A 15172-nucleotide genomic window follows, 5' to 3' on the forward strand; every position below is an offset into this window, starting at 1 on the left:
TTTTGCAAAAAAAAATCTACCTATGTTCAAAATTCTAGCCAAAATCAATAAGCTTATTCTTCCTAGTTTTACTAAAAATGGCTTGGATATTACCAAAGCCAAGAAATGGCAAATGGCCATCATTGGTTATCGCTATTACGTAACTACAAGAGCATTAGATTGATGACTTCAGATTTCAGATATTTGATTTCAGATTTTAAAAAAAATTGATATAATTTAGCATTTAGGTTTGTACGATTACAAAATTTACCTATATTTGCACCCACAAAAAAGGCCTCGTGGCGCAACTGAATAGCGCATCTGATTACGGCTCAGAAGGTTACTGGTTTGAATCCAGTCGAGGTCACAAAATAATGAAAAGCTCAAACGAAAGTTTGGGCTTTTTTTGTTTAAATTAGTTTCTTTGGGATAACTAAACCATTTCATTTTCCAATTATGACCCAATATTTCCTTGACGTCGAATACAACAACCACTCTTTTGGCGAAAAAGAGGTCAATTTAATGGAATTTGAATCTTGTGTTTTTAATCATTGTGATTTCTCGCAATGCAATTTTATAGGAGTCGTTTTTATAGATTGCACCTTTAACGATTGTATTTTTAGCGGAGCCAAAATCAATCACGTTGCCCTAAGAACCGTGTTTTTTAATCGTTGCAAAATCGTAGATGTCAATTTTGCGATGTGCGATAAACTCATCTTCGAAATTCATTTCAAGGATTGTATTCTGGATTTCTCCAAATTTTATACCTTAAAAATAAAAGGAACTAATTTTGTCAATTGCAGTATGATAGCCGTCGATTTTATGAGCACCGATTTGACTGAAGTCCTTTTCGACAACTGTGATTTATATCGTTCTGAATTTAGCAAAGCCAATCTCAGTAAAGCTCAACTCAAAACGAGCTACAACTACACCATTGACCCAACGAAAACCAAGATTAAGAAGGCAGTGTTTTCTCTAGCGGAAGTCAAAGGCTTGCTTTACAAACACGATATTATTGTGACTTAAAAAAATTGATTCTATTCCATAATTCCTTCACTACCATTAAGAATTCTTCTTTAGTAATTTATCTTTGTTTTTTTTATCCAACATTAAAAAAATGTAGTACTTTTAAAAGGCTGAAATTACTTCCCAAATCTTTTTATTTTTCTTCCCTTAAATAACGATTATAAACTGTTTAAAATATGATATATATCATAAACAGAAAATTTTTTTTATTTGAAATTTGATACACTAATCTAATTTAAATCAAAGAGATATGGCAAATTTTGATATCAAACACATTAAAAATGTGGTTTTAGTTGGGCACACCGGAAGCGGTAAGACGACTCTGATTGAGTCGATGTTATTTGAAGCGGGATTAATCAACCGAAGAGGTTCGATCCTAGAGAAAAATACAGTCGCCGATTATTCGGATATCGAGCACGAAAAAGGCAAATCTTTTTTTTCTAAATTAGTCAATACCAAATGGAGAGGGTACAAAATAAATCTACTGGACACGCCCGGCTATGATGATTTTGCTGGAGAAATTATTGGAGCGATGCGCGTTGCCGATTGTGGTTTGATGCTTTTGAATGCCTCAATGGGTGTCGAAGTCGGCACCGATATTATTTGGGAATATGCCAATGAGTATAAATTACCCATTTTATTGGCCGTAAACCAATTGGACAACGAAAAATCAGACTTCGATAAAACGATTCAAGAAGCCAAAGATCATTTTGGACAAAGTGTGGTTATCGTCCAATATCCATTGAACCAAGGCCCTGAATTTGATGCTATTGTCGATGTTTTGAATATGGTGCTTTACAAATATCCAAAAAATGGTGGAAAACCAGAGAAACTGCCAATTCCCCAAACTGAAACTGAGAAAGCCAATCGTTTGCATCAAGAATTAATCGAAACTATTGCCGGAAATGACGAAACCTTGATGGAACTCTATTTTGAAAAAGGCGAGTTGAATGAAGATGAAATGAAATTAGGCTTACATCATTCCTTGATAAAACACGAAATTTTCCCTGTATTTTGCGTTTCAGCCAAGAAAAATATGGGAAGCGGACGAATTATGGGATTCATTGACAATGTTTGTCCTTCGGCTTATGAAATGCCCAAACAAAAAACCATTGACGGAAAGGAAATCGAATGCAGCGAAAACGGCCCAACTGCCATTTTTATCTACAAAAACCTTTCTGAGCCACACATTGGAGATTTAAGTTTCTTTAAGGTGCTTTCGGGAAAAATAAAAGTAGGAGACGAATTGACCAACGAAAATACGGGTCAAGTCGAACGCATTAATCAAATATACGAAGTGGAAGGCAGCAAACGAACTGCAGTAAATGAATTGACCGCTGGAGATATTGGTGCAACGCTAAAACTGAAAGACACCCACATCAATAACACGCTGCACGAAAAAGGAAAACATATCGAAATTACTCCAATTATATTCCCAAATTCGACTTATTCCATCGCTGTGGAAGGCACCAAAAAAGGGGAAGAAGAAAAATTATCGATGGCTTTGCACCAATTGGTCGAAGAAGATCCCACCATTCGAATTGAAGTTTCACCCGAATTAAATCAAACCATTATTCATTGCCACGGCGAATTGCATTTGGCTATCATCAAATGGAAATTAGAAAAGCAATTCAAATTATCGGTTGAATTTAGAAGTCCAAAAATTCCGTATCGTGAAACCATTCAAAAAAGTGCAGAAATCACCTATCGACACAAAAAACAATCGGGTGGATCAGGACAATTTGCCGAAGTGGCGATGAAAATCGAACCTTGGTACGAAGGAATGGAGGAACCCAAAGGCTACAATATTAGAGGAAAAGAAGAAATCAATTTGGCTTGGGGTGGCAAATTAATCTATTACAATTGCATCGTTGGAGGTGCTATAGACACTCGTTTCCATCCTTCAATTATGAAAGGAATTATGGAAAAAATGACCAAAGGTCCGTTAACAGGTTCTTATGTAAGAGACGTTCGAGTAATTTTATATGACGGAAAAATGCACCCGGTTGACAGCAACGATTTGGCGTTTAAAACCGCTGGAATGATGGCATTTAAAGAAAACTTTGTGAAAGCCGATCCGCAATTATTAGAACCATTTTATCATATTAAAATTCAAGCTCCCGAGGAACTTACGGGTGCGATTATGAGTAATATTCAAACGCATCGAGCCAATGTAGAAAGTATGGATGCCGAGGGACAATTTACGCTGATAACAGCTTTTCTCCCATTTGCAGAAATGCAGGAATTTGGCAGTGATTTACGTTCCTTAACACAAGGAAGAGCTAGATTTACTGCGAAGTTTGATCACTACGAATCGGTTTCTTTTGATATGCAGAAAAAATTAGTTTCCGAGTTTAAAAAAGAAGAAGAACTGGTTTAAAGGTATCAAGATTATTAAACAAAAAAGTTCCGCAATATCTGCGGAACTTTTCTATTTATGGTAATATTATTTATTTACCAAACGACCTTGAAACTCCAATTCCAAAGGCGAAACTATCATAGGCATCCCACTTGATGTCGTATACTAGATTGACTATGAACTCCCACTCGTGAGGTAATTCCACAGCATATTCAGTACCAAATCGAGTTAAAAAAAGGTTCTCTTCTTTCGCCAATTCATATCCCATTCCTGCTTCGAAAGTAAAGTGTTTGCCAGGTTTAAATCCTCCGACCAAAACAGTCGCAAAAGGTTCTGATCGTTCTAATTCGTTTCCGTCTTTATTTTCTACAATAAAATCTTCAAAAATTACATCATTATGAAGACCGATCCTCCATTTGGGACTAAAAACAAAATTATAATCAAATGCAAATGACGGAAAAGTAATCCACTCGGTTTTACCTTCACTAATTCCGTCCTTAATCATCGTATGACTCAACAATCCACTGATGGAATGATAGGGTTTAAATTGCTCTGATTGAGTTTCCACTTCTTGCGCAAAAGAAGAAGTGATCATTACAAGCATCAAAAAACAATAGATTTTTTTCATTTTTATTAATTAAAATTAAACATTTAAGTTACTTTATCCTTCGTTACTTTATTTTTGAATAACAAAGTTAATAAGATTTTGCCAACAATCCTTTCAACCAGATTCCAACCATTAATGCGATGATCAATAAGAAAGAAAACAGATAAAAAATAGTGATTTCAGTACTCAAACCCAATAATAAGGGTCCTGCAAATGCTGCGGCAGACCAAGCGGTTAGTATGTAACCCAAAACTTGTCCGTATTTTTCAGTTCCATAAATGCTTTTTACAAAAGAAGGCATTGTAGCGAAACCCGCTCCATATCCTGCAATAATGACATACGTCAAGATTTGAAAAGAAATAGAATGGCTCGAAAAACTCGGTATCAAAGCAAAACAAATTACGTTGATGCCAATAAAAAACATAAAAGTGGTCCAACAGCCTATTTTATCTGAAATACTAGACCAAAACAAACGTCCCAATCCATTAAATAATCCAATGATAGCGACAAACATCGTGGCTTGTGCTGCCGACATTCCTACTACTTCCTGACCCAAAATCGCCGCTTTGGAAATGATGGCAATTCCGCCACAAACGTTCAGAAATAATAATAACCAAAGCGCTATAAAACGTTTGTCGGTTAGGATTTCTTTTGGAGTCAAATCGATGTGAGCGTGGTGTGTTGTGCTTTTACTTTCAGGATTTGCCAAATATAAGGCACTTAACAACATACAAATCCCATAGCCAATTCCAAGTGTGGCAAATGCTCCTGATAATCCCATAGAAGTAATCAATGGGCTAATTAAAAAAGAAGCTAATAAAGAGCCTAAGGCAAAAGACATAATAATAATTCCAGAAGCCAATCCTGGTTTATCGGGAAACCATTTGACAACAGTATAAACAGGAACCACGTATCCAAACCCTAAACCAATACCTTGCAAAACTCCAAAAGTCAAGTAAAATAAGTAGATATTACCCATATTTACAGCCAAAGCACTGCCTAATAAACCTAATGTTAAAAATAATGTTGCTAATAAACCCGCTTTGGTTGGCCCTACTTTTTGAGCAAATTTACCCATAAAAGCAGCTGTTAATCCTAAAAAACAAATGGCTAAACTAAAACCTGTTTTGGTATCGTGAGCATCCCAATGTAATTCGTTAGCCAAAGGTTCGATCCATTTGCTGTATGCATAAATAGATCCGATGGAGAGCTGCATAATCATACCAGCCAACACAATCAAATATTTATTCTTTTTCATTCTTCTAATTCTTAATGCGGTAAAATCTGAATTTATTTTATAGTAACGTTATCCAAATACAAGCTAAAAATGGCTTTGACATTTTCTAACGCTTCGGTAGTTGGCGAAGGAGTGTCTGCAAGCGCATACTCCATATTCATTAACTCCCATTTGTGTTTTCCCAATTGGTGAAAAGGGATAATCTCTACTCTTTCAATAGTTTTATAACCTGAAAAATGTTTGGCCCATTCGTGTAAATATTTCTCCTGATCCGTATAACCGGGAACAAAAACATAGCGCAGCCACATTGGTTTTCCCGTGCTTTCGCGGTGTTCTGCAATTTTTAAAGTAGTGGTGTTGCTTAAACTGGTGAGTTTTTTATGCCATTCTGGATTGATGTGTTTGACATCCAACAATAGTAAATCGGTTCGGTCAAGTAGCTCTTTAGTATGATCGTCTAAAACGCGCCCATTCGAATCCAAACAAGTATTGATTCCGTTTTCGTGCAAACGATCGAAAAAGTGAACTAATTTGGCTCTTTGCAACAAAGGCTCACCGCCAGAAACGGTCACTCCACCTTGTTTACCAAAATAGGCTTTTTGTTTTACTGCTTTTGAAACGAGTTCATCGATAGTCACCAATGTTCCTCCGTGAATGTCTATCGAATCTGGGTTTTGGCAATACAAACATCGAAATTGACAGCCTTGAACAAATACCACCATTCGAATTCCGGGTCCATCGTGGGTTCCAAAAGTTTCTAAGGAATGAATTCTCAATAAGTCAATTTCAGATTCGTTTAATAAATGGGTGTCTTGCTCTGGGAAGTACATAGGTGTCTGTTATTAAAATTAAATTCTATTTCCTTAAGTAAAAATTTAAAGAAATAGAATTTATAAAAATACAATATAATTTGAAATTACATTGTACTGTGGAACGTTCTGCTAATTACTTCTAATTGATGTGCTTTGGACAAACGTACAAAATTCACAGCATAGCCCGAAACACGAATCGTTAATTGCGGATAGTTTTCTGGGTGATTGTATGCGTCTAACAAGGTTTCTTTGTTCAGAACATTCACATTCAAGTGATGTGCATTTCTTCCAAAATAAGCATCTAAAGTAGTAGTTAAGTTGGAAACTTGTTCTTCTAAATTGTTTCCTAATGATTTTGGAACCATTGTGAAAGTATAAGAAATTCCGTCCTGAGCATCATTGTAATTCAATTTACTAACGGAGTTCAAAGAAGCAATAGCACCATTTTCGTCTCTACCGTGCATTGGATTAGCTCCCGGTGCAAATGACTCACCAGCTTTACGTCCGTCTGGAGTGGCACCAGTATTGGAACCGTACATTACATTGGAAGTAATGGTCAATAACGAAAGTGTTGGCGTTGAATTTTTATAGGTTTTATGTTTTCTCAACTCATCGATAAATATTTTGGTAACTTCCTTAGCGATATCATCAACTCTATCGTCATCATTACCAAATTTTGGAAAATCACCTTCGATATTGAAATCGGTAGTCAATCCGTATTCGTTTCTAACTGGCGTTACTTTAGCATATTTAATAGCAGAAAGTGAATCGGCAATAATCGAAATTCCCGCAGCACCATAAGCAATATCAATTTTTGGATTGCTATCAATCAAAGCCATTTGCGCTCTTTCATAGTAATATTTATCGTGCATATAATGAATGATATACATTGATTTGGCATACACACGAGCCACTTCGGCCAATGTTTTCTTGAACGATTTCATTACGGTATCATAATCCAAAACTTCGTCGTCCATTTCTGAAATTCCACTCACCACCTGAGCACCTTCGGATTCTTCTCTACCGCCATTCAAGGACAATAAAAGTGCTTTAGGCAAATTGGCACGGGCTCCAAAGTGTTGAATCGTTTTTCCGATTTCTTGGTACGAAACACAACAAGCAATTCCGTAATCGTCAGAACCACGGTTTTCTCTCATTAAATCGTCATTTTCGTATTGCAATGATGAAGTATCGATTGAAACTTGAGCACAAAAATCTTTGAACCCTTGTGGTAATTTTTCAGACCAAAGAATGGTTAAATTCGGTTCTGGTGAAGCACCTAAATTATATAATGTTTGCAAGAAACGGAAAGAAGTTTTGGTTACTTTAGTTCTTCCATCGTGTAATTGACCTCCAATAGCTTCGGTAACCCAAGTTGGATCTCCACCAAAAATAGCGTCGTAAGCACCTGGACGAAGGTGACGCACCAATCGCAATTTCATTACAAATTGGTCAATATATTCTTGAGCTTGTTCCTCGTCAATAATTCCAGCTTCAAGGTCATTTTGAATGTAAACATCCAAAAAAGAAGACACATTCCCTAAAGACATCGCAGCACCGTCTTGTTCTTTAACAGCGCTTAAATATGCTAAATATACAAACTGTACGGCTTCGTGAGCATTTGTAGCTGGTTTTGAAATGTCAATTCCATAAGAAAGAGCCATTTTTTTCATATCTTGTAATGCATTGATTTGCTCAGCAATTTCTTCACGCAAACGAACTTTTGCATCACTCATTTCGCCAGACACTTTTTCTTTATCGGCTTTTTTCTCTACAATCAATCTATCTACTCCATAAAGAGCTACTCTTCTAAAATCACCTATTATTCTTCCTCTAGCATAATTATCTGGCAAGCCAGTTAATACGTGTTTAGAACGAAAAGTTTTGATTTCACCATCATAAGCATCAAAAACAGCTTGATTGTGATTTTTTGCGTAATTAAAAATATCTACTACTCTGTCAGAAACTTTCAATCCTTTTTCGGCTACAGCAGATTCTACCAATTTGATTCCACCATAAGGTTTCATCGCTCTTTTCAATAGCTCATCGGTTTGAAGACCAACAATGGTTTCATTTTCTTTTTGAATATATCCAGGTCCAAAAGAAGTAATATTGGAAATAACCTCGGTGTCGATAGCAAGGCAACCATCATTTTCTCTTTCTTTAAGTAGTGTTGCTTTACAAACATCCCAAAGTTGTACTGTTTTATAAGAAGGTCCTACAAGAAAACTTGCATCTCCTTCATATGATTTAAGGTTTTGTAAAATAAAATCGTGCACATTAATACTCTCTTTCCAAACACCTTCTTTAAGTTCTAAACTTTTTACTAAATTTTCCATTTTATATTTCTTATTTTAACTATACTTTTTATCTGTTTTTTTCTATGTTTAAATTTACGAAATATGTAAATAGAATATAGATTTTGCGATTTTTTTAGGAATCCCGCAAAGTTTTTCTTCATTGAAAACCAATTCAATAAATTATTAGCCACATAAATTTAAAATCCTAATTTTTTGAAGGGTTTTGAAAGAAAATTGTGAAAATTACGATAACGGTATAGCTTTTTCAATTTTTAATTTTTACTCCATTTTCTTCTGAAAACGAACTCCTAGCGAAAATTTGAATTTCAAAAAACAAATTAACTGATGTTAAAATCTTACTAAAAAAACGTAAAAAATACTAGTTCGAAAGCAAACCAATTGTTGTAGAAATGTTAAATAAAATCCCCTCTCAAAGCAAAACTTCGAAAGAGGATTTAGTGAAATTTTATCTTAATATGATTTACAGTTTCAATTCAAATTATAGTATCAAAAATGACTCCTATATAATAAGCAATTTATTTGGTGTAAACCGTGTTTTCCTGCTCCGCAACCCTTATGAAAGTAGTTCGTTTGGTCAATTCTTTCAAACGGGAAGCACCAACGTAGGTACAAGCACTTCGCAAACCGCCAAGAATATCCTTTAAAGTCACTTCAACATCGCCTCTGAATGGGACTTGCACCGTTTTTCCCTCACTTGCTCTGTATTCGGCAACGCCACCAACGTGTTTTTCCATCGCTGTGGTCGAACTCATTCCGTAAAACTGTTTGAATTTTTCACCGTTGATTTCTATCAATTCTCCACCACTTTCGGTATGACCTGCAAGCATTCCTCCAAGCATAACAAAATCAGCACCAGCACCAAAGGCTTTTGCTACATCTCCAGGAGTTTTGCAACCCCCATCGCTAATGATTTGTCCGCCAAGACCGTGAGCCGCATCGGCACATTCGATAATGGCAGAAAGTTGAGGATAACCTACTCCGGTTTTTACTCTGGTTGTACAAACCGAACCAGGTCCAATGCCTACCTTAATAATATCGGCTCCAGCCAATAATAATTCCTCGACCATTTCGCCCGTAACCACATTTCCAGCAATAATCACTTTGTCGGGATATTGCTTTCGAGTTTGCTGCACAAAATTGACAAAATGTTCCGAATAGCCATTGGCCACATCAATGCAAATGAATTTCAATAAAGGATTGGCTTCGAAAATTTGAGCTATTTTTTTAGAATCATTCTTTCCTGTACCAGTACTTATGGCGATATAATCATACATTTCTGGTGCTAAATCATGTAAAAAATCATTCCATTCCTGAACGGAATAATGTTTATGGATTGCGGTAAAAAGTTTTTCTTCAGCTAAGGCTTTGGCCATTTCAAAAGTTCCTACAGTATCCATATTGGCAGCCATTATTGGAACTCCTGTCCAAGTTGTGCTACTATGCAAAAATTTGAATTCTCTTTCTAAACTGACATGAGAACGGCTCTTTAATGTAGATCGTTTAGGTCTAATCATTACATCTTTGAACCCCAATTTCATTTCTAATTCAATTCTCATTTGGTATTGATTTTAATTGTCTAATTATCTTTCAAAATTACAAAAATATAGCGGAACAACACTATATTTTGATGGGCTATAAATAAGGTAAACGTGCTATTTTGCAAAATAAAATTAGCCACGAATTACACGAATTAACACAAATTTCGTTGCCATAACACGAACTATAAGAATAGTAAAAAGTTTAAAACCACATAGAAAAATTGTTTCTTTAAAATAGAAAGACGCTTTGCTCATCATAGATTTACTTCGTCAGTTCGTCCCGATAATTATCGGGGCCCGGGTTATAGCTATAAGTAAATGAAATACCTATGTAAACTTCTCTAGATTATATTTTTATTACTCTATGTGGTTAAAAATCATTAATTGAATTCAATTTTTCAGTATCAATATAATTTGTGTTAATTCGTGTAATTTGTGGCAAAAAAAAATAATTAGTGTGTTTAATCTGTGTCTAAAAAAACGAATTTCACTAATTAACACCCAATATAATGGTGAAAATTAGTGAAATTTATATTTAAAAAAAGTACTACTTAGAAAACGAAAATAGCTCTTTCGCTCATCATTTCGTTTACTTCATCGGCCACTTCTTCGATAATATCTTCGTTGGTATGATCAGATAAAACTTTATCAATCATAGTAACAATAGTTTCCATATCTTCTTCTACCAATCCACGAGTGGTAATAGCAGCAGTTCCAACACGAATTCCTGAAGTTACAAATGGTGATTTATCATCAAAAGGAACCATATTTTTATTTACGGTAATTTCTGCTTTCACCAAGGCATTTTCAGCATCTTTACCTGAAATTCCTTTGTTTCTCAAATCAATCAACATCATATGATTGTCAGTTCCTCCCGAAATAATATCGTAGCCTCTTTTTACAAAAGCATCGGCCATTGCATTAGCATTTTTTTGCAATTGTAAAGCATATCTAAAGAAATTATCCGTCAAAGCTTCACCAAAAGCAACCGCTTTAGCTGCAATAATATGCATCAAAGGACCACCTTGATTTCCAGGGAAAACGGCTAAGTCTAATAAAGAAGACATCATTCTGATTTCACCTTTTGGAGTAGTCAAACCCATTGGATTTGGAAAATCTTTCCCCATCAAAATCAAACCACCTCTAGGTCCACGCAAAGTTTTATGGGTAGTTGTCGAAACAATATGACAATGTGGAATTGGGTCATTCATCAATCCTTTGGCAATTAAACCTGCAGGATGCGAAATATCTGCCATTAAAATTGCTCCAACACTATCGGCAATTACTCTGAAACGCTCAAAATCCATATCGCGAGAATAAGCCGAAGCTCCAGCGATAATTAATTTTGGCTGTTCTTTGGTCGCAATTTCCTGAATTTTATCATAATCCAATCTTCCTGTTTCCTTATCTACACCGTAGAATGCAGGTGAGTACAAACGTCCAGAAAAATTTACTGGCGAACCGTGCGTTAAATGTCCCCCGTGAGATAAGTCGAAACCTAAAATTTTATCGCCAGGTTTCAAACAAGCAAAGAAAACTGCAGTATTGGCTTGAGAACCTGAGTGAGGCTGCACATTGGCATACTCAGCACCAAATAATTCCTTAGCTCTATCTATGGCGATTTGCTCGATAACATCCACCACTTCGCAACCACCATAATATCTTTTGCCTGGATAACCTTCAGCATATTTATTGGTTAAAACAGAACCAGCTGCTTCCATTACTTCATCACTTACAAAATTCTCGGAAGCGATAAGTTCTAATCCATGAATCTGTCTGTCTTGTTCCTCTAAAATAAGGTCAAAAATTTGTTTGTCGCGTTGCATTTCTTCGATTTTAGTTAATTTGGCGCAAAAATACAAAAAATCGTTTGGTAAATAGTAAGTTTATGATATATTTGATGAGTAATTCTTAACAATATAATTAACAATAGTATGCCAATATCAGCTAATAATACCAACCGTAAATCTTGGATAGAAGTACCAGTTGATAGCGATTTCCCGATTCAGAATATACCATTTGGCGTTTTCATCACCAAGGATGATGTAATAACCATAGGAACTCGAATAGGAGATTGCGCCATAGATATGGGTGCTTTGCAACAATTAAATTATTTTGAAGGAATCGAATTGACCGATGATATGTTCATGCAAGACACCTTGAATGACTTCATTTCAGATGGAAAAAAAACTTGGAGATTGGTCCGAAATCGATTGGCAGAATTGTTCGACGCCACCAATCCCAAACTTAGAGACAATAAAGAACACAGGGAAATTGTAATATTTGATGTAAAAGATATCGAAATGCAATTGCCGGTTTTAATTGGCGATTTTACTGATTTTTACAGCAGTCTGGAAAACGCAACAAATATTGGCAAAATAATAAACAACCCTGAAAAAGCTTTACCGCTCAACTGGTTTCATATGCCAGTGGGTTATCACGGAAGAAGCTCCACTATTATTCCATCGGGTATACCTATTAATAGACCTATGGTACAAACACTTCCCATTGGAGAAACGACTCCTGTTTTTGGACCTTCCCGAATGGTAGATTTTGAATTGGAAACCGCTTTTATCACCACCGATGCCAACATTATGGGTGAAAACATTCCCATTAGCGAAGTCGAAGATTATATTTTTGGAATGGTATTAATGAATGATTGGAGTGCTCGAGACATTCAAAAATGGGAATCATTATCCTTTGGTCCCTTTTTAGGCAAAAATTTTGCCACTTCCATTTCCTCTTGGATTGTTACCATGGATGCCTTAGAACCGTTCAGAGCCAAAGGGCCAAAACAAGATCCTTCGCCTCTTCCCTATTTGCAACAAAAAGGAAAAAACAACTTCGACATCAATTTGGAAATTGCCATTAAAACGGAAGATGCGACGACCACAACTATATCTAAAACCAACTTCAAATATATTTATTGGTCGATGATTCAACAATTAGCGCATCATACTTCCAATGGTTGCCGAGTAAATTCGGGCGATTTGATGGGTTCAGGAACCATTTCTGGACATACTCCCGATAGTTTTGGTTCTCTGTTAGAATTAACTTCCGGAGGAAAAGCCCCAATCCAACTAAATAACAATACCGAACGCAATTTTTTAAAAGATGGCGACACTGTAATTATGAAAGGTTTTTCTAAAAACAACGGCGTTAGAATAGGATTTGGAGAGCTTTCAACAAAATTACTTCCCCCTTTTGTGAGGAAATAAAATATTCTTTTAAACTCAATCTAATCCGGCATTTTAAGGTAATGTCGGATTTTTTTATGCCTTTTATCGACAAACTCTTTAATGGCAAAGGTTTTTTTAGCAATAAAAAAAGTAGGTTTATTCGACAATTCAAGAATTTAATTAACTACATTTGAATGCCTTAATTTTAAACATCATGAAAAAACTATTTTTACTACTTGCAATAACATTCACCTTAACTTGTTGCGACAAAGACGAAGCAGACCTATTATCCGAGGGCATTGAAACAAGAGTTTCCGGTAGAATAACAGATTTCAATAATTCGCCGATTTCAAATGTTAAATTAAAAGTCATGGAATATAAAAGTAAATCACGTTATCTTAGTTTATATGGTAATTTTCCTGATTTCATTCAAGAAATAGAAGTAAGTGAAACAAATACAAATGGAGAGTATGATTTTACTTTTAAAACCAGCGGAAAAGGAAATGTATATCAAATAGAAATACAACCATCTCCAATTAGTGAACAAAAATATTCCAATTGTTGCCATTCCGAGCCTATTACTACTATTGGCAATCCTTTTATATTCAATAACAATCAACTAATAAAGTTATATCCTTGCGATGTGACTATAAACTTAAACAATGTTTCTGATTTTCCATTTCAAGTGTATCATGAAACTACTCGTAATCCGACTAACAATTCCAACGATATTATTTCTAACAACCAAGTTATAAGAAGGATTTACATTTCTAAATATTATCCGCAGAAATTATATATAAATAGAATAAAATCAAACGGAATTAAACAAGTAGCAACTTATATATTTCCAGCATCTAATGTTGAAACTCTTACTGTACAAAGCATAATAATTAATGAAACTGATTTTAAAAATATTTGATTAACTTTTCCTTCAATCTAAATATGAATTGCATAAAAAAGAAAGACTATTCTGTTAAACAAAGTAATTTTTCAACTTTAGACCATCCAAACCTGTACACTCGTGAATAGTACTACCCCCTTTTGTGAGGAAATAAAAAACAATAGTGATTTTTTTTGTTACAAATTTCAAAAAAACAAAAGTCTTCATTATTTTTTCGTAAATTTGCGCCAATGAAAAAAATAAGTTTACATATAACTTCTTTATCTCGGATAAACAGATCAACTACTTCTCCCGAAGTGCGGATGCTATCGATATAGTCTCCAATTAAGTTTTTCAAATATTTATCCATTTTTCATATTTCACATTTTGAAATTACATTTTTTTACTTTTGGATTATTAAATCCTCCAACTAAATTTAGTTTTTGCAAAACAACTGCTACTATTTTACGTAGTAAAATGTATTTTTGCATGGAGTTTTTTCATCCTTTTAACATTTTTTCTCACAATCAAAAAATTCAACTATCGAAATGAAAATATCTATAGTTATAGCACAAGAAGAACATTATAAATATGCGCAACAAATTTGCGACACCATAGAATCTTCTGCTTTGTTACGAGGTACTGGAATTGCTAAAAGAACTCCAGAATACATCAAAAAAAAGATACACAATCGCGATGCCGTAATTGCAATAGACAAAAATGGGGTGTTTGCCGGTTTCTGCTATATCGAAAGTTGGCAACACGGCAAGTTCGTAGCTCACTCCGGATTAATCGTACATCCTGATTTCAGAAATCATGGATTGGCTAAAAAAATCAAAACTTTTGTTTTCAATTATTCCTTAGAAAAATATCAGGGAGCCAAGGTTTTTGGTATCACGACTGGTTTGGCAGTAATGAAAATCAATTCCGATTTGGGTTACAAACCGGTTCCTTTTTCACAATTGACCACAGATCCAACTTTCTGGAAAGGATGTCAAACCTGTACCAATTATGAAATTCTTAAAAGCAAGGACTACAAAATGTGCCTTTGTACCGGTATGCTTTACGACCCAGCAGAAAAACCAAAAGACCCGCCTAAACATCCCTTTAATGTGCGGATTTGGAATCGATTGAAAGAAATTAAAGCAGCTCTTTTCTTGAAAAATAAATAAAACAACAACACACCGTTCAAATAAAATGAAATCGGAGCATTACAAACTCCTCAAAAAAAATA

Annotated in this window: 12 protein-coding genes and 1 tRNA gene; 7 read left to right on the forward strand and 6 right to left on the reverse strand. The window is 35.1% G+C overall.

All coding sequences use genetic code 11. The features are described 5' to 3' along the window. Positions 1-22: 22 nt before the first annotated feature. From E1750_RS04170 to E1750_RS04185, 4 genes are all read left to right on the forward strand, one after another. The gene (locus E1750_RS04170; protein WP_133275561.1) at positions 23-163 is read left to right on the forward strand and encodes an SsrA-binding protein; all 141 of its coding nucleotides are present in this window, start codon (positions 23-25) and stop codon (positions 161-163) included. A 109-nt stretch (positions 164-272) separates the two neighbouring features. Continuing rightward, positions 273-346 (forward strand) — tRNA-Arg (locus E1750_RS04175). An 89-nt stretch (positions 347-435) separates the two neighbouring features. Further along, positions 436-1005: a pentapeptide repeat-containing protein gene (locus E1750_RS04180; RefSeq protein WP_133275562.1), complete on the forward strand. Its 570-nt coding sequence runs from the start codon at positions 436-438 to the stop codon at positions 1003-1005. Positions 1006-1255: 250 nt separating this feature from the next. Beyond that, positions 1256-3385, forward strand: coding sequence for an elongation factor G (locus tag E1750_RS04185; protein WP_133275563.1), 2130 nt, complete (start codon positions 1256-1258; stop codon positions 3383-3385). Between the two features lie 70 nt (positions 3386-3455). Here the strand turns inward: E1750_RS04185 and E1750_RS04190 are convergent, their stop codons facing one another. The 6 genes from E1750_RS04190 to glyA form a co-directional block, all read right to left on the reverse strand. After that, entirely contained in the window at positions 3456-3992 is a 537-nt protein-coding gene (locus E1750_RS04190) for a hypothetical protein (RefSeq protein ID WP_133275564.1), read from the reverse strand. Between the two features lie 67 nt (positions 3993-4059). Beyond that, a complete protein-coding gene (locus E1750_RS04195; protein WP_133275565.1) occupies positions 4060-5229 on the reverse strand; it encodes an L-lactate MFS transporter in 1170 nt (389 codons plus the stop codon). A 32-nt stretch (positions 5230-5261) separates the two neighbouring features. Beyond that, positions 5262-6038 (reverse strand): pyruvate formate-lyase-activating protein, encoded by a 777-nt coding sequence (gene pflA / locus E1750_RS04200; RefSeq protein WP_133275566.1) that lies wholly within the window; start codon positions 6036-6038, stop codon positions 5262-5264. An 86-nt stretch (positions 6039-6124) separates the two neighbouring features. After that, the gene (gene pflB / locus E1750_RS04205; protein ID WP_133275567.1) at positions 6125-8359 is read right to left on the reverse strand and encodes a formate C-acetyltransferase; all 2235 of its coding nucleotides are present in this window, start codon (positions 8357-8359) and stop codon (positions 6125-6127) included. A gap of 497 nt (positions 8360-8856) precedes the next feature. Beyond that, the gene (locus E1750_RS04210; RefSeq protein WP_133275568.1) at positions 8857-9897 is read right to left on the reverse strand and encodes a GMP reductase; all 1041 of its coding nucleotides are present in this window, start codon (positions 9895-9897) and stop codon (positions 8857-8859) included. Positions 9898-10430: 533 nt separating this feature from the next. Next, the gene (gene glyA / locus E1750_RS04215; protein WP_133275569.1) at positions 10431-11705 is read right to left on the reverse strand and encodes a serine hydroxymethyltransferase; all 1275 of its coding nucleotides are present in this window, start codon (positions 11703-11705) and stop codon (positions 10431-10433) included. Between the two features lie 108 nt (positions 11706-11813). On the opposite strand from glyA, the gene fahA reads away from it, so the two are divergent. The 3 genes from fahA (at position 11814) to E1750_RS04230 (ending at position 15110) form a co-directional block, all read left to right on the forward strand. Continuing rightward, positions 11814-13097 carry a fumarylacetoacetase gene (fahA, locus tag E1750_RS04220; protein WP_133275570.1) on the forward strand — a complete coding sequence of 428 codons (1284 nt, stop codon included), beginning with the start codon at positions 11814-11816 and terminating at the stop codon, positions 13095-13097. Between the two features lie 175 nt (positions 13098-13272). Then, positions 13273-13977, forward strand: a complete 705-nt coding sequence (locus E1750_RS04225) for a hypothetical protein (RefSeq protein ID WP_133275571.1) — start codon at positions 13273-13275, stop codon at positions 13975-13977. A gap of 509 nt (positions 13978-14486) precedes the next feature. Continuing rightward, entirely contained in the window at positions 14487-15110 is a 624-nt protein-coding gene (locus E1750_RS04230) for a GNAT family N-acetyltransferase (RefSeq protein ID WP_133275572.1), read from the forward strand. Positions 15111-15172 lie beyond the last annotated feature (62 nt).

Origin of the sequence: Flavobacterium nackdongense (assembly GCF_004355225.1) — a bacterium.
Taxonomy (GTDB): Bacteria; Bacteroidota; Bacteroidia; order Flavobacteriales; family Flavobacteriaceae; genus Flavobacterium; species Flavobacterium nackdongense.